20 protein-coding genes and 1 riboswitch are annotated in these 17,824 nt (G+C 64.1%); of the genes, 10 read left to right on the top strand and 10 right to left on the bottom strand.

Annotated elements, in window-relative coordinates; genetic code table 11:
• Position 1 precedes the first annotated feature (1 nt).
• Both waaC and waaA read left to right on the top strand, forming a co-directional pair.
• Positions 2-955 carry a lipopolysaccharide heptosyltransferase I gene (gene waaC / locus GH663_RS02025; RefSeq protein WP_153130061.1) on the top strand — a complete coding sequence of 318 codons (954 nt, stop codon included), beginning with the start codon at positions 2-4 and terminating at the stop codon, positions 953-955.
• Positions 952-2,214: a lipid IV(A) 3-deoxy-D-manno-octulosonic acid transferase gene (gene waaA / locus GH663_RS02020; protein WP_153130281.1), complete on the top strand. Its 1,263-nt coding sequence runs from the start codon at positions 952-954 to the stop codon at positions 2,212-2,214. The genes waaC and waaA overlap by 4 nt, the downstream gene beginning before the upstream one ends.
• Here waaA and GH663_RS02015 read toward each other — a convergent pair.
• The 5 genes from GH663_RS02015 to GH663_RS01995 form a co-directional block, all read right to left on the bottom strand.
• Complete coding sequence (locus GH663_RS02015; protein WP_153130060.1) at positions 2,180-3,508, bottom strand: TolC family outer membrane protein; 1,329 nt, start codon at positions 3,506-3,508, stop codon at positions 2,180-2,182. The two genes, waaA and GH663_RS02015, sit on opposite strands and share 35 nt — an antisense overlap.
• Positions 3,509-3,515: 7 nt before the next feature.
• Positions 3,516-3,839, bottom strand: coding sequence for a rhodanese-like domain-containing protein (locus tag GH663_RS02010; RefSeq protein ID WP_153130059.1), 324 nt, complete (start codon positions 3,837-3,839; stop codon positions 3,516-3,518).
• Complete coding sequence (locus GH663_RS02005; protein WP_153130058.1) at positions 3,839-4,492, bottom strand: protein-L-isoaspartate O-methyltransferase family protein; 654 nt, start codon at positions 4,490-4,492, stop codon at positions 3,839-3,841. The genes GH663_RS02010 and GH663_RS02005 overlap by 1 nt, the downstream gene beginning before the upstream one ends.
• 61 nt (positions 4,493-4,553) lie before the next feature.
• A complete protein-coding gene (locus GH663_RS02000; protein WP_066884573.1) occupies positions 4,554-5,198 on the bottom strand; it encodes a TetR/AcrR family transcriptional regulator in 645 nt (214 codons plus the stop codon).
• Between the two features lie 53 nt (positions 5,199-5,251).
• Complete coding sequence (locus GH663_RS01995) at positions 5,252-6,691, bottom strand: carbonic anhydrase (protein WP_153130057.1); 1,440 nt, start codon at positions 6,689-6,691, stop codon at positions 5,252-5,254.
• Between the two features lie 125 nt (positions 6,692-6,816).
• A riboswitch (TPP riboswitch) is annotated at positions 6,817-6,923 on the top strand.
• A gap of 40 nt (positions 6,924-6,963) precedes the next feature.
• On the opposite strand from GH663_RS01995, the gene thiC reads away from it, so the two are divergent.
• The 7 genes from thiC to GH663_RS01960 all read left to right on the top strand — a co-directional run bounded on the left by thiC (position 6,964) and on the right by GH663_RS01960 (position 14,750).
• Positions 6,964-8,880: a phosphomethylpyrimidine synthase ThiC gene (thiC, locus tag GH663_RS01990; protein ID WP_153130056.1), complete on the top strand. Its 1,917-nt coding sequence runs from the start codon at positions 6,964-6,966 to the stop codon at positions 8,878-8,880.
• Positions 8,881-9,059: 179 nt separating this feature from the next.
• Positions 9,060-9,584 carry a Spy/CpxP family protein refolding chaperone gene (locus GH663_RS01985; RefSeq protein WP_153130055.1) on the top strand — a complete coding sequence of 175 codons (525 nt, stop codon included), beginning with the start codon at positions 9,060-9,062 and terminating at the stop codon, positions 9,582-9,584.
• A 198-nt stretch (positions 9,585-9,782) separates the two neighbouring features.
• Positions 9,783-10,013 (top strand): hypothetical protein, encoded by a 231-nt coding sequence (locus GH663_RS01980; RefSeq protein ID WP_153130054.1) that lies wholly within the window; start codon positions 9,783-9,785, stop codon positions 10,011-10,013.
• A gap of 87 nt (positions 10,014-10,100) precedes the next feature.
• Positions 10,101-11,543 carry an efflux transporter outer membrane subunit gene (locus GH663_RS01975; protein WP_153130053.1) on the top strand — a complete coding sequence of 481 codons (1,443 nt, stop codon included), beginning with the start codon at positions 10,101-10,103 and terminating at the stop codon, positions 11,541-11,543.
• Complete coding sequence (locus GH663_RS01970) at positions 11,540-12,826, top strand: efflux RND transporter periplasmic adaptor subunit (protein WP_153130052.1); 1,287 nt, start codon at positions 11,540-11,542, stop codon at positions 12,824-12,826. Before GH663_RS01975 ends, GH663_RS01970 begins: the two co-directional genes overlap by 4 nt.
• Complete coding sequence (locus tag GH663_RS01965; RefSeq protein ID WP_153130051.1) at positions 12,823-13,551, top strand: ABC transporter ATP-binding protein; 729 nt, start codon at positions 12,823-12,825, stop codon at positions 13,549-13,551. Before GH663_RS01970 ends, GH663_RS01965 begins: the two co-directional genes overlap by 4 nt.
• Positions 13,542-14,750 carry an ABC transporter permease gene (locus tag GH663_RS01960; RefSeq protein WP_153130050.1) on the top strand — a complete coding sequence of 403 codons (1,209 nt, stop codon included), beginning with the start codon at positions 13,542-13,544 and terminating at the stop codon, positions 14,748-14,750. The genes GH663_RS01965 and GH663_RS01960 overlap by 10 nt, the downstream gene beginning before the upstream one ends.
• A gap of 81 nt (positions 14,751-14,831) precedes the next feature.
• Here the strand turns inward: GH663_RS01960 and GH663_RS01955 are convergent, their stop codons facing one another.
• Positions 14,832-15,119 carry a hypothetical protein gene (locus tag GH663_RS01955; protein WP_153130049.1) on the bottom strand — a complete coding sequence of 96 codons (288 nt, stop codon included), beginning with the start codon at positions 15,117-15,119 and terminating at the stop codon, positions 14,832-14,834.
• Positions 15,120-15,166: 47 nt separating this feature from the next.
• A complete protein-coding gene (gene rnk / locus GH663_RS01950) occupies positions 15,167-15,577 on the bottom strand; it encodes a nucleoside diphosphate kinase regulator (protein WP_153130048.1) in 411 nt (136 codons plus the stop codon).
• A 115-nt stretch (positions 15,578-15,692) separates the two neighbouring features.
• Between rnk and GH663_RS01945 the strand changes: the two genes are divergently transcribed.
• Positions 15,693-16,595, top strand: coding sequence for a LysR family transcriptional regulator (locus tag GH663_RS01945; protein WP_153130047.1), 903 nt, complete (start codon positions 15,693-15,695; stop codon positions 16,593-16,595).
• Between the two features lies 1 nt (position 16,596).
• Here GH663_RS01945 and GH663_RS01940 read toward each other — a convergent pair whose 3' ends face one another.
• From GH663_RS01940 to GH663_RS01930, 3 genes are read right to left on the bottom strand one after another with little or no spacing between them, the layout of a single operon-like run.
• On the bottom strand, positions 16,597-17,295 hold the full coding sequence (locus tag GH663_RS01940; RefSeq protein ID WP_153130046.1) for a Crp/Fnr family transcriptional regulator: 699 nt from the start codon (positions 17,293-17,295) through the stop codon (positions 16,597-16,599).
• Between the two features lie 9 nt (positions 17,296-17,304).
• Entirely contained in the window at positions 17,305-17,562 is a 258-nt protein-coding gene (locus tag GH663_RS01935; RefSeq protein WP_153130045.1) for a hypothetical protein, read from the bottom strand.
• Between the two features lie 7 nt (positions 17,563-17,569).
• The gene (locus GH663_RS01930; protein WP_153130044.1) at positions 17,570-17,800 is read right to left on the bottom strand and encodes an HP1242/YdcH family protein; all 231 of its coding nucleotides are present in this window, start codon (positions 17,798-17,800) and stop codon (positions 17,570-17,572) included.
• Positions 17,801-17,824 lie beyond the last annotated feature (24 nt).

Here is a 17,824-nt window from a genome sequence, read left to right as displayed (position 1 = left end):
GATGCGTATCCTGATTGTGAAAACTTCCTCGCTCGGCGATGTAATCCATAACCTGCCGGTGGTCAGCGACATTCGACGGCAGTTTCCGACGGCGACGGTGGACTGGTGCGTCGAGGAAAATTTCGCGGCGATTCCGCGCCTGCATCCCGGCGTCGACCGGATCATTCCGGTGGCCATCCGGCGCTGGCGCAAGAAGCTTTTCCAGTCGGCTACCTGGCGCGAGATCGGGGCCTGTCGGGCCGCTCTGAGCAGTGTCGGTTACGACAAGGTGATCGATACCCAGGGGCTGGTCAAAAGCGCCATTGTCGCGCGCTGGGCGCGGGCGCCGCTGGCCGGCTATGCCGCCGATTCAGCCCGCGAACCGCTGGCTGCGCGTTTTTACGACGAGCGTTTCAGCGTTGCCACCGAACTGCACGCGGTGGTGCGCAATCGCCAATTGGCGGCCGCGGCGCTGGCTTACCCGCTGAGCGGCGAGCCGGACTACGGCATCGCGGTGGCGGGCAGTACCTTCGACTGGCTGCCGGCGACGCCCTACGTTGTCTTCCTGACGGCGACCAGTCGCGACGACAAGTTGTGGCCGGAGGCGCACTGGCTGGCGCTCGGGCGGCAGCTCTACGAACTCGGCTACTGCGCCGTGCTACCCGGTGGCAATCCGCTCGAGCGCGAGCGGGCAAACCGTCTGGCGGCGGGCATTCCCGGCGCGGTCGCCGCGCCACCGATGAGTATTCCCGAGCTGGCCAGCTTGCTGGCCGGCGGCCGCGCCGCCATCGGCGTCGATACCGGCCTGACCCATCTCGCCGTTGCCCTGAAAATACCGACCGTGGCGCTGTACACCGCGACCGATCCCGGCCTGACCGGCGTTCTGGGCAGCGGCTTCTTCCGCAATCTCGGCGGCAAGGCGCAGCTGCCGACGGCCGCCGCCGTGCTGGCCGAGTTGCAAGGGGCGCTCGCCTGATGGCCCGCCTCGTCTACACGCTGTTCCTCTACCTGATCACGCCGCTGATCTGGCTGCGCCTGCTCTGGCGCGCCCGCAAGCAGCCCGAGTACCTGCGCGACGTCGGCGAGCGCTACGGCTTTTACCGGCAAGCGGTGCCGGACCAGCTGATCTGGGTACATGCCGTCTCGGTCGGCGAAACGCGCGCCGCCCAGCCGCTGATCGAGGCACTGCAGGCACGCTGGCCGGCGCACCGCATCCTGCTCACCGGCATGACGCCGACCGGGCGCGAGGCGGGGCGCCAGGTCTATGGCGAGCGCGTCATCCAGGCCTACCTGCCCTACGACTACCCGGCTGCGGACGACCGTTTTTTTCGGCACTTTTCACCGGCCTTCGGCGTGCTGATGGAGACCGAAATCTGGCCCAACCTGCTGGCCCGGGCCAAGGCCCGGCAGATCCCGGTGCTGCTCGCCAATGCTCGCCTGTCGGTGCGTTCGGCCCGTGGCTACGGCAAGTTCAGCGCCTTGCTGCGGCCGGCATTCACCGCCCTGAGCGGCGTCGCGGCACAAACGGCGGGTGACGCCGAGCGCATTGCCGGGCTTGGCGCACCGCAGGTCGAAGTCTGCGGCAACCTCAAGTTCGACGTCGCGCCATCGCCCGACAAGATCACTCTCGGCCAGGGCTGGCGCGCGGCGGTTGGTCAGCGCCCGGTCTGGCTGGCGGCGAGCACGCGCGAGGGCGAGGAAGCCTTGATCATCGACGCCTGGCGCCAGGCTGCGCCCGGCGATGCCTTGCTGGTCGTGGTGCCGCGCCATCCGCAACGCTTCGACGAAGTCGCGAGCCTGCTCGCCGGGCATGGGCTGAGCGTTGTTCGGCGCAGCGCCGGCTTGCCGGGGGCGACGACGCAGGTCTGGCTCGGGGACAGCATGGGGGAAATGGCCGCTTACTACGCGCTGGCCGACCTCGCCTTCATCGGCGGCAGCCTGTTGCCGCTCGGCGGCCAGAACCTGATCGAGGCGGCGGCCTGCGGCTGTCCGGTGCTGGTCGGGCCGCACACCTTCAATTTCCTGCAGGCGACCGAGGATGCGATTGCCGCCGGGGCTGCCCGGCGGGTTGGCGATGCGTCGGAATTGATTGCTGCGGTAGACCGCCTACTGGGGCAAAAAACGGAATTGGCCGCGATGCGCACGGCGGCGACGGAATTTGCGCGGGCCCATCAGGGCGCCACGCAGCGCATGCTGGCGCTTATTGCGCGCTGGACGGATCGAGCAGGGTGTTGATCTGGGCGACGTCGTCGTCGCCCAGCGCGCCGACGGCCGCCTTCAGGCGCAGCTGCGCCATCAGCGTGTCGAGGGTGGCTTTTGCCAGGTCGCGGCGGGTGACATAGACCTGGTTTTCCGCATTCAGCACGTCGATATTGATGCGGACGCCGACTTCGTAACCCAGTTTGTTGGATTCCAGGGCCGACTGCGATGAAACGAGCGCCGCTTTCAGTGCCCTGACCTGGGCCAGGCCGTTGGTGACGCCAAGATAATACTGGCGGGCTGAGAGGGCGGCGCCGCGCTTTGCCGCTTCCAGTCCGGACTGGGAGGCGCTGCGGTTGGCGGCGGCTTCGCGCTGGCGCGAGACGACCAGGCCGCCCTGGAAGAGCGGGATGTTGAGCTGAATACCGAAGTTCTGGTAATCGGTGTCGAGCAGGCCGAAGGCGGTCGAGCCGTAGGCCTTCGAATTGCCGGCATTGGCCACCAGATCGAGCGTCGGGTAATGCCCGGCCCGTTGCTTGTCGACTTCGCGTTCGGCCAGGTCGGCATTGGCCTGTTGGATCTGTACGGCCAGGCTATCCTTCTCGGCCGCCGCCACCCACTGGTTCATGTCGTTCGGCTGCGGCTGGGTAAGCTGGGCATCCTTGCGGGTTGGCGCCAGTGGTCCCGGTTCCTTGCCGATGATCGCCTGCAGGCTGCGCAGTTTGACTTCGAAGTCGCTCTCGGCGGCAATTTCCTGAGCCTGGGCCAGGTCGTAACGGGCCTGTGCTTCGTGGCTGTCGGTGATGGTGGCGGTGCCAACCTCGAAATTCTTCTTGGCCGACTCCAATTGCTGACCAATGGCCAGCTTGTTGGCGCGGACGGCCTTCAGGTTCTCGATAGCGTAAATGACGTCGAAATAAGCTTGCGAAACACGCAGGATCAGATCCTGGCGAGCCTGCGTGAAATTGGCTTCAGCTTGAACCACCTGAATCTTCGACTGGTCGTAGGTGACCCAGTTCTGCCAGCGGAACAGCGGCTGGCTCAGCGTCAATTGATAGCCGTTACTGTTGAATTTCGGTTTGCCCAGCGTGTTGCCGTTATGGAATGAGATTTCATTTTCGTTCCAGACCGTATTGCCGGATAGCGTCAGACTGGGTAGCAAGCCGGCCCGACCCTGCGGCATCTTTTCGCGGCCGGCGTCCAGTGTGGCGCGGGCGGCGGCAAAAGTCGGATCGTTGTCCTGGGCCTCGCGATACACCTGCATCAGGTCGGCCGCCAGCAGCGGCGAGGCGAGCAAGGGGGAGATCAACAGCCAGGCGAGCTTTTTCATGCCATTCTCAATAACGACGCATTGTGGGATCGACTTCGCCGGCCCAGGCATCGACGCCACCCATCAGGTTATGCACCGCAGCGTAGCCCTTGCGCTCGAGGAACATTGCAACCTGCATGCTGCGGCCGCCGTGGTGGCAGATAACGACAATTTCCTGATCCGGATCCAGTTCTTCGCAACGCATCGGTACCGTATGCATCGGGATGTGCTGCGAGCCCGGCAAGTGGCAGAGCTCGTATTCCCAGGGTTCGCGTACGTCGAGCAGGACGGGCTGCGGCCGGCCGCTATCGGCCAGCCATTCGGCCAGTTCGCGTACGCCGAGCTGCTGCATCAGAAGGCGAAGCCGGACTTGGCGGCAATGCTGTCGAGAGCGGGCGTCACCGTTTCGAACAGATTGACCGTGTTGTAGATGCCGTCGGCGACGCAGGTGATCAGCTGGGCTTCCATGACCGGGGCTTCGCCGACGACGACGGCTAGACGACCACCGACGCGCAGTTGCTTGAGCAGTGCGTCGGGCAGAGTTGGGACCGAACCGGAGACCAGGATGACATCGTAGGGGCCGCGCTGTGACCAGCCATTGGCGCCATCGCCAACTTCAACGGCCACGTTGGCAACGCCGGCCCGTTCCAAGTTCTGGCGGGCAAAGTCAGCCAGTTCCGGGCGGCATTCGACGGTGACGACATGCTCGGCGCGAGCAGCCAGCAGGGCCGCCATGTAGCCGCTGCCGGTGCCGATTTCCAGCACCTTGTCGGTTTTCTGGATGCCCAGTTCCTGCAACAAGCGGGCTTCGATACGCGGCGCCAGCATGACCTGGCCGCTGCCAAGCGGGATTTCCAGGTCGGCGAAGGCCAGATTGCGGTAGGCGGCCGGCACGAAATCCTCGCGCTTGACGACGAAAAGCAGGTCGAGAACCTGCGGATCCAAAACCTCCCAGGGCCGGATCTGCTGTTCAATCATGTTGAAGCGGGCTTGCTCGATATTCATTTGGGTTCTCCGCAGGCTTAATATTAGCACAAGCTAATATATTGATTCCGACAAAGCAAAATTATACCTGACTCTCCGTTGGTCGCTCGCACAGGCCCTGGCGCAGCAGATCGACGTGGATTTTCAGGTAAAGACCGGCATCGCTTTCCTGGCTTTGGCAGCAGGCCAGCGAAAAACGCCAGATCAGCAGCATCAGAATCGGGGCGATGATGACGTCGATCGTTGTTTCGACATCCAGTCGGCGGAATTCGCCGCTGGCCATGCCGCGCTCCAGCGCAACACCGACCAGGGCGCGGCCGCGGCAGATGACGTTCTCGTAGTAGAACTGCGCCACTTCCGGGAAATTGCGCGCTTCGGCGACCATCAGTTTGGGAATGCCGGCGAAGCCGGTCAGGCCGATTTTGCCCCACCAGTTATTGAGCAGCTTTTCCAGCAGGTCGAAAGCGCTGCCGGTGTGCTGGGCGGCGATCGCCTCGTTTTCGGCGACCACCGGCAGGATGCCTTCCTGGATGACCGCCTTGAACAGCGCTTCCTTGCTGTCGAAGTAGAGATAGAGCGTGCCTTTGGAGACCCCGGCGCGGCTGGCGACATCTTCCAGGCGGGTCGCCGCGAAGCCTTTTTCGACGAAAAGGCTCAGCGCGGCGGCGGTCAATTCGGACGGCCGGGCTTCCTTGCGGCGTTTGCGGGGGGCTGCGACAGCGGGCATGGGTAACTTAATGACTTAAGAGTCATTAAGTTACCACCGCCTTTTGTCCGGGGTCAACGACCTTCCTTGATCAAGCGGCCGGCGACCGGCTGGATCGGGCGGGCGTTGTTCTTGTAAAGCCGGCTGAAGATGTTGATCTGGTCGGGCGAGACCTGGACCGGCTGTTTCATGACCAGCCACAAGACGCCTTCGGAGCACGGCGGCGTCGTCAGCGACCCCATGTAGGTGTAGTAGTTGCGGCTTGCCGGGAGCAGCGTCATCGGGTCGATGATCGGCCCCGGCGGCGAGACTTCGAGGTTTTTTTCCAGTGGCAGGTTATTCCACAGGGTCTGGATGAACGGGTTCTCGTTGCCGCGTTCGAGCAGCACGGCAACCACCGCCAACTGGCCTTCGTCGGACTTGTGTACCAGGTGCACGACCATGTCGAAGCGCTGGCCGTTGATCTTTTCTTCCGACGGTCGGTGGAAATGGAACTGGACTAGCTCGTAGGTCTTGCCGGTCAGGCTGATCGAGCTGTCGCCGACCGCCACTTGAACGGTGTGGCCGTTATCGACAATGCGGAAGGTCGACGGGCGGTAGTTGAACTTGATCGGTTCGAGATCGACCTTGATGCCATCCTTGATGTCGATCGGCGACTGGCGCTGGCCAATGGCGCAGGCGGTGTTTTTCGGGTCGAGCTTCGACCAGTTTTCCGGCCCGCCGGCACCTTCGTAGTCCCAGTGGATGTGGGCGTGCTGCAGGGCCGGTTCGCTGTGCGCCAGTTCGAGCATGTAGCCGCCGCCCTTGGCCGGCTTTTTCGCTTTGGCGATCGGTGCTGCCGTCGAATGAACGACGACCGTCGCCGGCTTGTAGGCTGCCGGCGGGGGCGGAGCCGACGGAGCTTTCGGCGTGGGGGCGGGGGCGGGGCTTTCGGCCGCCGCCTTCAGGTTGGGGCGAATCGACGGAATCGAGCCATGCTCCTGGCCGCCGGCATCGGCCGTCTTGACCGGCGTAGCGGCTTTTTCCGGCTTGGCCATTTCCTTCTTGAGCATCGCCTCGTTGGCCTGCTTTAACTGGCCGGCCGCCTCGTTGGCTTTCTGCGCCACTTCAACCGGGCTGTCCTTGGGCGGGCGGCAGACTTCGCGCAGTACCTTGTCGTCGAGCGTGCCGCTGCGTACCGGCAGATCGTTGCCCTTGATCTCTTCTTCGCGGACGATTTCGCTTTCGTTCTTCTTGAAAATGCGCTTGATCGTGTTGGCATTGCGCGAGGCGCAGTCGTAGCGGGTGATCGCTTCGATGACGCGATAACCGGCGCCGGACTTGGCGTCGATCAGTTCTTTTTCGAGGATGACCCGGCCCTGGGCCTGGACCTTGTTGCCGTCTTCGCGCTTGATGCTGGTGCGGTCGAGTTCGATCCGTTTGCCCGGCTCCGACGAAATCGTCTGCCAGGTCGGCGCGGCCGAGGCAGAGCCGGACAGGCTGGCCAGCAGGGCGGCAATGGTTAGTAGGCGCATCTCAGATCCCTCATCTTATTCTTTAAAATTCCGACGCTTGTCGAGGATATTTCGGCCAATTTCGAGAAACCTTGAGCGCAGAATGTGATTTGTTGCATTTTGCCTGTATTTCCAGTAACTTGCGCTCCACTCGTTAGGGGTGTCGAATGCCGTTTGCTGTGGCGGTCGACTGAGAAATACCCTTCGAACCTGACCGGGTCATGCCGTCGTAGGGAAACGAACTTTGTTGCTCCCCGTACGTCATACCCGCTGCACATACGCCCGGAGCCGCAATGAACGCCAAAGAACAATTCCTCGCCGCCAACGCCCACGTCGACGAGGCTGCAGTCCAGCCCCTGCCCAATTCCCGCAAGGTTTATATCGAAGGTTCCCGCCCGGACATCCGGGTGCCGATGCGTGAAATTTCGCAGGACGACACGCCGACCGCTTTCGGCGGCGAAAAGAATCCGCCGATCTACGTTTACGACTGTTCCGGCCCTTATTCCGATCCGGCCGCCAAGATCGACATCCGCAGCGGCCTGCCCGCCCTGCGTGCCGGCTGGATTGCCGAGCGTGGCGATGTCGAGGAACTGCCCGACCTGAGTTCCGAGTTCGGCCGTATCCGCGCCGCCGACAAGTCCCTCGACGAACTGCGCTTCCCCGGCCTGCACCGCAAGCCGCTGCGCGCCAAGGCCGGCAAGAACGTCTCGCAGATGCACTACGCCCGGCAAGGCATCATCACGCCGGAAATGGAATACGTCGCCATCCGCGAAAACAACAACCGTCGTGCCTACATCGAATCGCTGCGGTCGACCGGCCCGCAGGGCGAAAAAATGGCCAAGCTGCTCGGCCGCCAGCACCCCGGCCAGAACTTCGGGGCCAGCATCCCGGAAGAAATCACCCCGGAATTCGTCCGCAGCGAAATCGCCCGCGGCCGCGCCATCATCCCGAACAACATCAACCACCCGGAAAGCGAGCCGATGATCATCGGCCGCAACTTCCTGACCAAGATCAACGCTAACATCGGCAATTCGGCGCTCGGCTCTTCCATTCAGGAAGAAGTCGAGAAAATGACCTGGTCGATCCGCTGGGGCGGCGACACCGTGATGGACCTGTCCACCGGCAAGAACATCCACGAAACGCGCGAATGGATCATCCGCAACAGCCCTGTCGCGATCGGCACCGTGCCGATCTATCAGGCCCTGGAAAAGGTCAATGGCAAGGCCGAAGACCTGACCTGGGAAATCTTCCGCGACACGCTGATCGAGCAGGCCGAACAGGGCGTCGACTACTTCACCATCCACGCCGGCGTGCTGCTGCGTTACGTGCCGTTGACCGCCAACCGGATGACCGGCATCGTCTCCCGTGGCGGCTCGATCATGGCCAAGTGGTGCCTCGCCCACCACAAGGAAAGCTTCCTCTACACGCACTTCGAGGAAATCTGCGAAATCATGAAGGCCTACGACGTCGCCTTCAGCCTCGGCGACGGCCTGCGTCCCGGCTCGATCTACGACGCCAACGACGAAGCGCAGCTCGGCGAACTCAAGACCCTCGGCGAACTGACCCAGATCGCCTGGAAGCACGACGTGCAGGTGATGATCGAAGGCCCCGGCCATGTGCCCATGCACATGATCAAGGAGAACATGGACCTGCAGCTCGAATACTGCGACGAAGCTCCGTTCTACACCCTCGGCCCGCTGACCACCGACATCGCGCCGGGCTACGACCACATCACCAGCGGCATCGGCGCCGCGATGATCGGCTGGTACGGCACGGCCATGCTCTGCTACGTCACGCCCAAGGAACACCTTGGCCTGCCTGACAAGGACGACGTCAAGACCGGCATCATCACCTACAAGCTCGCTGCCCACGCCGCCGATCTCGCCAAGGGCCACCCCGGCGCGCAGATCCGCGACAACGCGCTGTCCAAGGCACGCTTCGAGTTCCGCTGGGACGACCAGTTCAACCTCGGCCTCGACCCGGACAAGGCACGTGAATTCCACGACGAAACCCTGCCCAAGGAATCCGCCAAGGTCGCCCACTTCTGTTCGATGTGCGGCCCGCACTTCTGCTCGATGAAGATCACCCAGGACGTCCGCGAATTCGCCGCACAGCAAGGCTTGAACGAAGCCGAGGCGCTGACCAAGGGCATGGAAACCAAGGCCGTCGAGTTCGTCAAGGCCGGCGCCGAGGTCTATAGCAAGGTCTGACTCGGCAAGTAATGTAAGACCCCGGAAAGGCGGCTGCTTCAGCCGCCTTTTTTCATGTTTGTTACCCGATTTACGATCATTTACAGAGGGTTAACCGCCCTTAACTCGCCCCGGGGAGAGTATTCGTCCTGTCGCAGGTCCGTTGTTTCCCGCCTGCTTACCCCCGAAAGGAATACGACATGACGAATATTTCCCCCAGACACATCAAGCGTTTTCTTGCTGCCGCCGGACTGGTGCTGGCTATTCCGCTGACGGCAGCGGCCAATCCGGGCGGTCACCGCCAGCCGGGCGACTGTTCCGGGATGGAGGCGCGCGCCGCGCTCGGCAAGCGCGGCGGCGAGATGGGGCCGCATTACCTGCGCGGCCTGAACCTGAGCGAAGCCCAGCGCGACAAGGTGTTCGAGATCATGCACGGGCAGGCGCCGCTGATGCGCGACAAGGCCAAGGCCCAGCAGAAGGTCGAGGACGATCTGCGCAAGCTGGCGGCGGCGCCCGATTACAGCGATGCCAAGGCGCGAGCGCTGGGCGAGGCGCTCGGCAAGTCGGTGGCCGAGATGGCACTGGCCCGCGCCAAGGCCGACCGGCAGATCCTTGAAATCCTGACCCCGGAACAGCGCCTGCAACTGGCCGAGCGCAAGCCGGCTGACGATGCGCTGCCGCGCGGCAGGGGCGGTGAAGGCCGCACGCCACCGCCGGCCCGCTAAGTCGGGCGGGGCCGATGTCGGGCACGTTCAGTCGGCGCCAGCGGGCTGCTGCGGCAGCCCTGGTTTTTGCCATTTTCGGGTAGTCCACCGCAGCAATCGCCGAAACAGGGCTGCACGACCTCGAGCAGAACGTGCTTGCCGGCTACGACCTCGGGGCGCAAACCGTGTAGGCGATGATCGGCGAACCGGCGGCCGGGGTTGGCTACTGAGGACAGCGACAGCTTCGGCGTCGCCACTTCGCTGGCGGCCAGCCGAGCGGCGGTGGCATGCCGTTCGGTGGCAGCCGGTGCGCGCCAGATCATCGCCATCCAGCGCCTGAGTGTGGTCTTTCTCGATGCCCCGCTGAAACAGGACCCGATCGCCGGCGAATGGCTGGCCCGGGATGCCGAGCGCTGGCTGGAGCCGGTCGGCGAGTTGCGCCGCAAGTGAGGCCCTTTACCTATCTTTACCTCGTTGCCTGCTGCGTCCGGACGGTCTTGCCCGGGACAATGGCGCCCTGCTTCAAGTTGAATCGTGATGAATAAACCAATTTTCAAGCCCGCCGCCCTCGGGCTGGTCGTGGCGCTACTCGGCGGCTGTACGCAGTTGCCCGCGGTTGGCCCGGATTACCAGCCGCCCGGCCTGGTCCTGCCGAAGCAATGGACGGCGCCGCCGGTGGCCGAGCCGGCGCGCGAACTGGCTCGCTGGTGGCGGCAACTGGCCGACCCGGTGCTCGATGGGCTGATCGACGAGGCATTGGCCAGCAGCCTCGATCTCCGCCTCGCCCAATCGCGCCTGCGCCAGGCGCGGGCCGCCCGGGCCCAGGCGGTGAGCGGCTTTTTTCCGACGTTGAGCGCGTCGACCGGCGGCCAGCGCAGCAAGGCCGCCCAGGCGGTCAGCGCCGTACCCGAGCGGACGATCTACGACGCCGGCTTCGACGCCAGTTGGGAGATCGATCTCTTCGGCGGCACCCGGCGCGCCGTCGAAGCGGCGACGGCCGATCAGGCGGCGATGGCGGCCAGCCTGGACAATGTCCGGGTGTCGCTGGTCGCCGAAGTGGCGCAGAACTATGTCGAACTGCGCAGCTATCAGCGTCGGCTGCAGATTGCCCGTGACAATCTGGCCAGCCAGTCCGAAACACTGCAGATTACCGACTGGCGCTACCAGGCCGGGCTGACCGACGGTAGCGATGTCGAACAGGCGCGGACCAACCGCGAGCAGACGCGGGCCGGCATTCCCGATCTCGAAGTCGGCCTGACTGCGGCCGGTCACCGGCTGGCCGTGCTGCTCGGCCGCCAGCCGGGTGCCCTGCCCGGCGAGCTGGCCAGGGTCGCGCCCCTGCCGGCAGTGCCGGCCAGCCTCGGCGCCGGCATTCCGGCCGACGTGCTGCGCCAGCGGCCGGACCTGATTGCTGCCGAACGGACGCTGGCTGCCGAAACGGCCCGCGTCGGCCAGAAGCTGGCGGTGCGGTTCCCCAGCCTGTCGCTGGGCGGCTCCTTCGGCTGGCAGGCCTACAGCTTTGGCGCGCTGGGTGGCAGCGACACCGTGCTGCGGGCGCTGAGCGGCACGCTGGCGGCGACGCTGTTCGACGGCGGCAAGCTGCGCAGCGCGGTCGACATCCAGAGCGCGGTGCAGGAACAGGCGCTGCTTTCCTACGAAGCGAGCGTGTTGAGCGCGCTCGAAGAGGTCGAAAACGGGCTGACCGCCTATGCCGCATCGCGCGAGCGGGTCGCCGCCCGCCAGGCGGCGGCGACGGCGGCCCGCAGTGCGGCGGCATTGAGCCGCGATCTCTACCAGGCCGGGCTGGCCGATTTCCAGAAAGTGCTGGAAACCGAGCGCACCCGGCTGACGGCCGAAGACAACCTGGCGACCGCTGAAGCCACCGTGCTGAGCAGCCTGATCAAACTCTACAAGGCGCTCGGCGGCGGCTGGGAAGCGCCCGCCATGGCGCAGCAATTCGAAGAAGGAAAACAATCATGAAGCAGCCCTCCGACCCTAGCGCCGAAGCTCTGCTCGGCTTGCTCAATGCCGCCCCGGCCAGCGGTTTCGGCCCGCTTCGCCGGCGGCTGTTGCTCGGTGGCGGCGCCGTGCTGCTGCTCGCCGGCCTGGCCCTGTTTGCCGGTGGCGGCCAGGGGCCGGCCGGCCAGTATCTGAGCGAAGAGGCGGCGCTCGGCAATCTGCTGGTCACCGCGTCGGCCAGCGGCACCCTGCAGCCGACCAAGTCGGTCGATGTCGGCAGCGAACTGTCCGGCACGCTGGCCAGTGTGCTGGTCCAGGAAAACGATGTGGTCAAAAAAGGCCAGTTGCTCGCCCAGCTCGATACCGCCAAGTTGAAGGATGCCGTGGACAAGTCACAGGCGGCGCTGGCAGCGGCCGAGGCCAGTGTTGCCCAGACGACGGCGACGGTGGCCGAGGCGAGCGCGGCGCTGGCCCGGATGCGGCAGGTGGCCGAACTCTCTGGCGGCAAGGTGCCGGCCAAGACCGAGCTGGAAACGGCCGAAGCGGTGCAGCAACGGGCCGTCGCCAACGCGGCGAGCGCCCGGGCCGAAGTCGTGCAGGCCAAGGCGACGCTGAAAACCGACGAAACCAACCTCGGCAAGGCGACCATCCGCTCGCCGGTCGATGGTGTCGTGCTGACCCGCAAGGTCGAGCCGGGCCAGACGGTGGCGGCGCAGATGACGACGCCGGTGCTCTTCGTGCTGGCCGAGGACCTGGCCAAGATGGAACTGCAGGTCAAGGTGGACGAGGCTGATGTCGGCAATGTGAAAAATGGCCAAAAAGCGACGTTCACCGTAGCTGCCTGGCCGGGGCGCAAGTTTCCGGCCAGCATCCAGCGCGTCGGCCTCGGCTCGACGACAACCGACAACGTCGTCACCTACAAGACCATCCTGCAGGTCGGCAACGACGACCTGGCGCTGCGTCCGGGCATGACGGCGACGGCCAGCATCGTCACGGCCAGCCGCGAGCAGGTGTTGCTGGTGCCGAACGCGGCGCTGCGCTTCACGCCGCCGACGCAGGCCGGGCCGGCGGCCAGCCGCAGCTTGGTGGCGCGGTTGATGCCCGGGCCGCCGCCGCAGGCGCCGAAAAACCGGCCGGCCGCGACCACGCCCGGCGCGCCGCAGGTCTGGGTGCTCGGCGACCACGGTCCGCAGCCGGTGGCGGTGAAAACCGGGGTCAGCAACGGCCGCCATACCGAGGTGCTGGGTGGCGAGTTGCAGGCCGGCATGGCGGTGATCACCGAATACCAGGAAGCGAAGAAATGAGCCACCCGGAAGCGGCGCTGATCGCGCTGCGCGGCATCACCAAGACCTACGGCCAGGGCGCGGCCGCCTTCCAGGCGCTGCAGGGGGTCGATCTCGAGATTGCCGCCGGGGAGTTCGTCGCCGTCATGGGGCCGAGCGGTTCCGGCAAATCGACGGCGATGAACCTGCTTGGCTGCCTCGATACGCCGAGTAGCGGCGAATACCGTTTTCGCGGCATCCACGTCGAACGGCTCGACCGCAACCAGCGGGCGCTGCTCCGCCGCAACTGCCTAGGTTTCGTCTTTCAGGGTTTCAACCTGCTGGCCCGGACCTCGGCCCAGGAAAATGTCGAGCTGCCGCTGCTCTATCGCGGCGAGCCGGCCGACGTCCGTCATGCCGCGGCCCGCGCCGCGCTGGGCAAGGTCGGCCTGTCCGGCTGGGAGCATCACACCCCGGCCGAGTTGTCCGGCGGCCAGCAGCAGCGGGTCGCCATCGCCCGTGCCATCGTCACCCGGCCGCTGGTGCTGCTCGCCGACGAGCCGACCGGCAATCTCGATTCGAAGCGCAGCCACGAGATCATGGAATTGCTGGTCGCCCTCAACCGCGAGCAGGGCATCACCATCCTGATGGTCACCCACGAGCCGGACATGGCGGCCTACGCCAGCCGCATCGTGCATTTCGTCGATGGCCTGGTGGCGCAGGATGAACGGAGCAGTCCGCCGGCGGAGGTCGACGCATGCTGCTGAATGCCTTGTTGCTCGCCTTGCGCGAGATCCGCCGCAACCTGATGCGCTCCTTCCTGACCGTGCTCGGCATCGTCATCGGCGTCGCCGCGGTGATCACCATGGTGACGCTCGGCAACGGCGCGACGCGAATGGTCGCCGACCAGATTTCCAGCCTCGGCAGCAATCTGCTGATGGTGATGCCCGGGCAGCGTCTCGGGCCGGGCCGCGACAGCGCCGGCGCGCCGAAATTCAAGAGCGCCGACATCGAGGCCATCGAGCAGCAGGTGAACGGCCTGCAGGCGGTGGCACCGGTGGTCGGCAGTGCGGTGACCCTGGTCGCCGGCACGCAGAATTGGTCGTCGACGGTCAGCGGCACGACCAACGCCTATCTCGTTGCCGGCAACTGGCGGCTGGCCGCCGGCCGCGCCTTCAGCGACGACGAGGAGCGGGCCGGTAAGGCGGTCTGCATCATCGGCAACACCGTGCGCAGGGAACTGTTCGGCGGGCAGAGTCCGCTCGGCAACGCCATTCGCGTCAAGGGTTTCGATTGCGAAGTGATCGGGCTGCTCGCCGCCAAAGGGCAGGGCGGCATGGGGCAGGATCAGGACGACAGCGTGCTGATGCCGCTGCGTACCGCGCAGCGCCGGCTGACCGGCAGCCTCGATATCGGCAACGTCATGGTCTCGCTGAAGGACGGCACCAATTCCAGTGTCGCCATGATGCAATTGCGCAGCCTGCTGCGCGAGCGCCGCAAGCTGGCCGACAACGTCGATGACAATTTCAACGTCATGGACACCAAGCAGATCGCCGAAACGCTGTCCGGCACCATCGGCACGATGACCGCGCTACTTGGCGCGGTGGCGGCGGTCAGCCTGCTGGTCGGCGGCATCGGCATCATGAACATCATGCTCGTTTCGGTGACCGAGCGGACGCGCGAAATCGGCATCCGGCTGGCCATCGGCGCACTGGAGAGCGAAGTGCTGCTGCAGTTCCTGATCGAGGCGGTGGCGCTCTCCGCCTTTGGCGGCCTGGTCGGCATCACGCTGGCCTTCTTCGCCTGCTGGGGGCTGGCGACGCTGATGCACATGCCTTTCCTGTTCAATCCCGGCATCAACCTGACCGCTTTCGCTTTCTCGGCGGCGATCGGCGTCATCTTCGGTTACGTTCCTGCCCGCCGGGCAGCGCAGTTGGACCCGATCGAGGCGCTGCGCCACGAGTAGCGGCGCCGTGAAAAATGCCTGTTTTGACTGGTTGACCGCTGGAGTGCCGCGATTGGCATGACGGCACCCATATGAGCCCCGTTATTGCTTGGCCGCCTGCGCCATCTCGCTAATCGCCTGGCAATAGCGGGAAAATCGCTCGACGCCCGATACGGTGCCGGTATGCCAGGCGAAAGCGTTGCCTTCGGCCAGGCAGCCGTTCAAACAGAGCAGCGTCATTTCCGAAGATTGTTCAAAAGCGGCACGGCTGACCTCGATATTGAGTTGGGTCAGTCGCTCGACAACGAGCAACACGCTGTCGGTGAAATCGAGCGCTGCCGCCAGCGAGGTTTTCTGTGTTTCGGCGACTGTTTCAAGAATGAATTTCATAGGATTCTCCGTAACTGGGTAAGGCATGCATCTACTGGTTTTCTCGTCTATCTTGCCGCTTGGCTGACCGCGGCAACTTTCAGGCGGCGCACGGAGCCATCGGGAAAGTCCCAAGCAATTTCCTGCCCGACCCGCAGGCCGAGCAAGGCGCTGCCGACCGGCGTCAGTACCGAAACTTTCCCGGCCGTTGGGTCCGCTTCGGACGGATAGACCAACTCGATTTCGCGTTGCGTTCCGAGGCGTTCGTCCACATAGATGCAACGGGCGTGCATGGTCACGACGTCCTCCGGAACCTGTTCCTTATGGACTACAATCGCCCGATCCAACTCGTCTGCCAGTTCGTCGTTCAGCGCATATTGGCGCAAGCGCGCATAGTCGGCGGAACTGACGATGGGCGGCCACGATTCAGCGGATTCATTGCTTAGGTTATGTTTTGTGGCAAAAGTGATATCGATCATGAGGACATCGTACTGCGCCGATCAGCATCACGGTAGGCCGCAAACTGGCATCAAAATGTATCCCAATTGGCAACAATGGCGCCGCCATATCGAATGAACAGGAGCCCTGGCAGCAATGGCTGATTTGAATCTGATGGCAGTTTTCGCCCGCGTCGTCGAGGCTGGCAGTTTTTCCGAGGCGGCGCGGCGGATGGGTAGTTCCCGTTCGGCGGTTAGCAAGGCGGTGGCGAAGCTGGAAAAATCGCTCGGCGCCCACCTGCTCAACCGGACGACCCGCTATCTCAGCCTGACTGAGATCGGTGCTGCGGTGGCCGAACATTGTTCCCGCATCCTGGACGAAGCGACGGAAGCGGAAAAACTGGTCGGCAGCCTGAACCGCGAAGCGCGCGGCGTGCTGCGCGTCAGCGCCTCGGTCGCCTTCGGTACGCTGCATGTCGCGCCCGCCCTCGCCCAGTTTTTGCCACGCCATCCGGAGCTCAAGATCGATCTCAGCATTACCGACCGCTGGGTGAATCTGGCCGAGGAGGGCTATGACGTAGCCATCCACGTCACCGGCGACCCCCAGCCCAATCTGGTGGCACGGCCGCTGGCACCGGTCCGGCGTAAATTGTGCGCGACGCCCGATTACTTCCGGCGGAAAGGCATTCCGCAAACCCCGGCCGACCTGGTCGCGCACAACTGCCTGGACTACACGCGCTCGGGCGAGCCCGGGCGCTGGCGCTTTACCGGGCCGGAGGGGGAAATCGCCGTACCGGTCAATGGCCCGCTCCATGTCGACGACGACGAAGCCTTGTCGCAAGCCGTCCTCGGTGGGTTGGGTGTCGGCCTGTTGCCGACGTTCATCATTGGCAAGGATCTGCAAAACGGTAATTTGCAGGCCGTTTTGTCCGAGTACATCCCGGTCGAGCGCTATGTCTATGCGATGTACTTGCCGACCCGCCACCTGCCGAGCAAGGTCAGGGTATTCATCGATTTCTTGCTTTCCCATATCGGCGAGGAGCCGTACTGGGATCGCTAGGCTATTCGAATTGATGCATGCTCAAGCGTTGCAGGCTGGGGATCGTCAGGCGGCGACCATCGACCTGAATCAGGTCGAGAGCGCTCAGTTCGTGCAGGATGCGCGAAAAATGTTCCTGGGTCAGGTTCAGCCGTGAAGCGATGACGCATTTGGTGACCGCGAGGTCGAGGGAGGCGCCTTCACTGGCCGGCTCGCCATGCTCCAGTTGATTGAGCAGGTAGCCGATGATGCGCTGTTTGCCGGTGTGCAGGGTGTAGCCCTCAACATCCAGCATCAGCTGGTGCGTCCGCCGGGCCAGGCTGCCGAGCATCTTGCGCATGGTGCCGTGATTACGCTCCATTTCGCTGAAGACCGCCGATTTCGAGACGTGCAGCAGCAAGCTGCTGCTGAGCGCCTGGGCCGAGACGACGCACGGCTTGTCCAGGAACATCATGGCTTCGCCGAAGCTTTGGCCTTGTTGAACGATTTCGACAATCTTCTCGACGCCCTGGGCCGAGGTGAACGACAGCTTGACCTGCCCGAAGACGACAATATGGAAGCCGGTGCACGAATCGCCGCGATGAAAGATCGGGGTGCCCTTGTCGCAGCGCACCTCGCGGGTCCCCTTGGCGATCAGGGCAATTTCTGCATCCTCGAGTTCATTGAAGATCACGGCATTCTTCAAATGCGTTTCGATATTGACCGGCTGCAGATCCCGCATGCGCTTCTCTTAGCGCTCTTGGGCGGCAGCCGGCTTGCCTGCGCGGTTGGCCTGCACGAGATTTGTCAGCAGGATTTTTGCCAGATATTCCGGCTCACTGTTGGCCAGTTGCCGGCTGGCGCCCCCGGTTGCGGTCGATACGACGAGAATCATCCCGGCAATCCAGTAGTTGCCGGTGAAGATCTCGCCGTCGATTTCACAGCTAACGGGGCGTCTTTCGTAGCGTTGGTAAGCTGAACCGATTGTATTGCTGCGCAGGTGTTGCATGCGGTCGTCAGAGCTTGGCGCGACTGAGGCTTATCTTCTGGAGCAGTGCATAGAGCTCGTCCTTGATGCTCAGTTTTTTCTTTTTGAGCACCTCGATTTCATCGTGCGTTCCGGGTTCCAGCCGGGACTCCATGTTCTTGATCCGCTGATCGAGTGTGCTGTGCTTTTCGAACAGGGCCTGGAAGTAACGGTCGGTCGTCTTCAATTCGGAAATCAGGTCGCGATATTCATGAAACATGGGAGGCTCCTTCGGTATTGAAGC

Origin of the sequence: Dechloromonas hortensis (assembly GCF_009469765.1) — a bacterium.
Classification (GTDB): domain Bacteria; phylum Pseudomonadota; class Gammaproteobacteria; order Burkholderiales; family Rhodocyclaceae; genus Azonexus; species Azonexus hortensis.
Note: the sequence above shows the minus strand (reverse complement) of the source record. Positions and strands in the feature narration are given on the sequence as shown.

Coding starts and splice junctions, on each gene's coding strand:
- waaC (WP_153130061.1), top strand. CDS start 2: ATGCGTATCCTGATTGTGAAAACTTCCTCGCTCGGCGATGTAATCCAT.
- GH663_RS02015 (WP_153130060.1), bottom strand. CDS start 3,508: ATGAAAAAGCTCGCCTGGCTGTTGATCTCCCCCTTGCTCGCCTCGCCG.
- GH663_RS02010 (WP_153130059.1), bottom strand. CDS start 3,839: ATGCAGCAGCTCGGCGTACGCGAACTGGCCGAATGGCTGGCCGATAGC.
- GH663_RS02005 (WP_153130058.1), bottom strand. CDS start 4,492: ATGAATATCGAGCAAGCCCGCTTCAACATGATTGAACAGCAGATCCGG.
- GH663_RS02000 (WP_066884573.1), bottom strand. CDS start 5,198: ATGCCCGCTGTCGCAGCCCCCCGCAAACGCCGCAAGGAAGCCCGGCCG.
- GH663_RS01995 (WP_153130057.1), bottom strand. CDS start 6,691: ATGCGCCTACTAACCATTGCCGCCCTGCTGGCCAGCCTGTCCGGCTCT.
- thiC (WP_153130056.1), top strand. CDS start 6,964: ATGAACGCCAAAGAACAATTCCTCGCCGCCAACGCCCACGTCGACGAG.
- GH663_RS01985 (WP_153130055.1), top strand. CDS start 9,060: ATGACGAATATTTCCCCCAGACACATCAAGCGTTTTCTTGCTGCCGCC.
- GH663_RS01975 (WP_153130053.1), top strand. CDS start 10,101: ATGAATAAACCAATTTTCAAGCCCGCCGCCCTCGGGCTGGTCGTGGCG.
- GH663_RS01970 (WP_153130052.1), top strand. CDS start 11,540: ATGAAGCAGCCCTCCGACCCTAGCGCCGAAGCTCTGCTCGGCTTGCTC.
- GH663_RS01965 (WP_153130051.1), top strand. CDS start 12,823: ATGAGCCACCCGGAAGCGGCGCTGATCGCGCTGCGCGGCATCACCAAG.
- GH663_RS01960 (WP_153130050.1), top strand. CDS start 13,542: ATGCTGCTGAATGCCTTGTTGCTCGCCTTGCGCGAGATCCGCCGCAAC.
- GH663_RS01955 (WP_153130049.1), bottom strand. CDS start 15,119: ATGAAATTCATTCTTGAAACAGTCGCCGAAACACAGAAAACCTCGCTG.
- rnk (WP_153130048.1), bottom strand. CDS start 15,577: ATGATCGATATCACTTTTGCCACAAAACATAACCTAAGCAATGAATCC.
- GH663_RS01945 (WP_153130047.1), top strand. CDS start 15,693: ATGGCTGATTTGAATCTGATGGCAGTTTTCGCCCGCGTCGTCGAGGCT.
- GH663_RS01940 (WP_153130046.1), bottom strand. CDS start 17,295: ATGCGGGATCTGCAGCCGGTCAATATCGAAACGCATTTGAAGAATGCC.
- GH663_RS01935 (WP_153130045.1), bottom strand. CDS start 17,562: ATGCAACACCTGCGCAGCAATACAATCGGTTCAGCTTACCAACGCTAC.
- GH663_RS01930 (WP_153130044.1), bottom strand. CDS start 17,800: ATGTTTCATGAATATCGCGACCTGATTTCCGAATTGAAGACGACCGAC.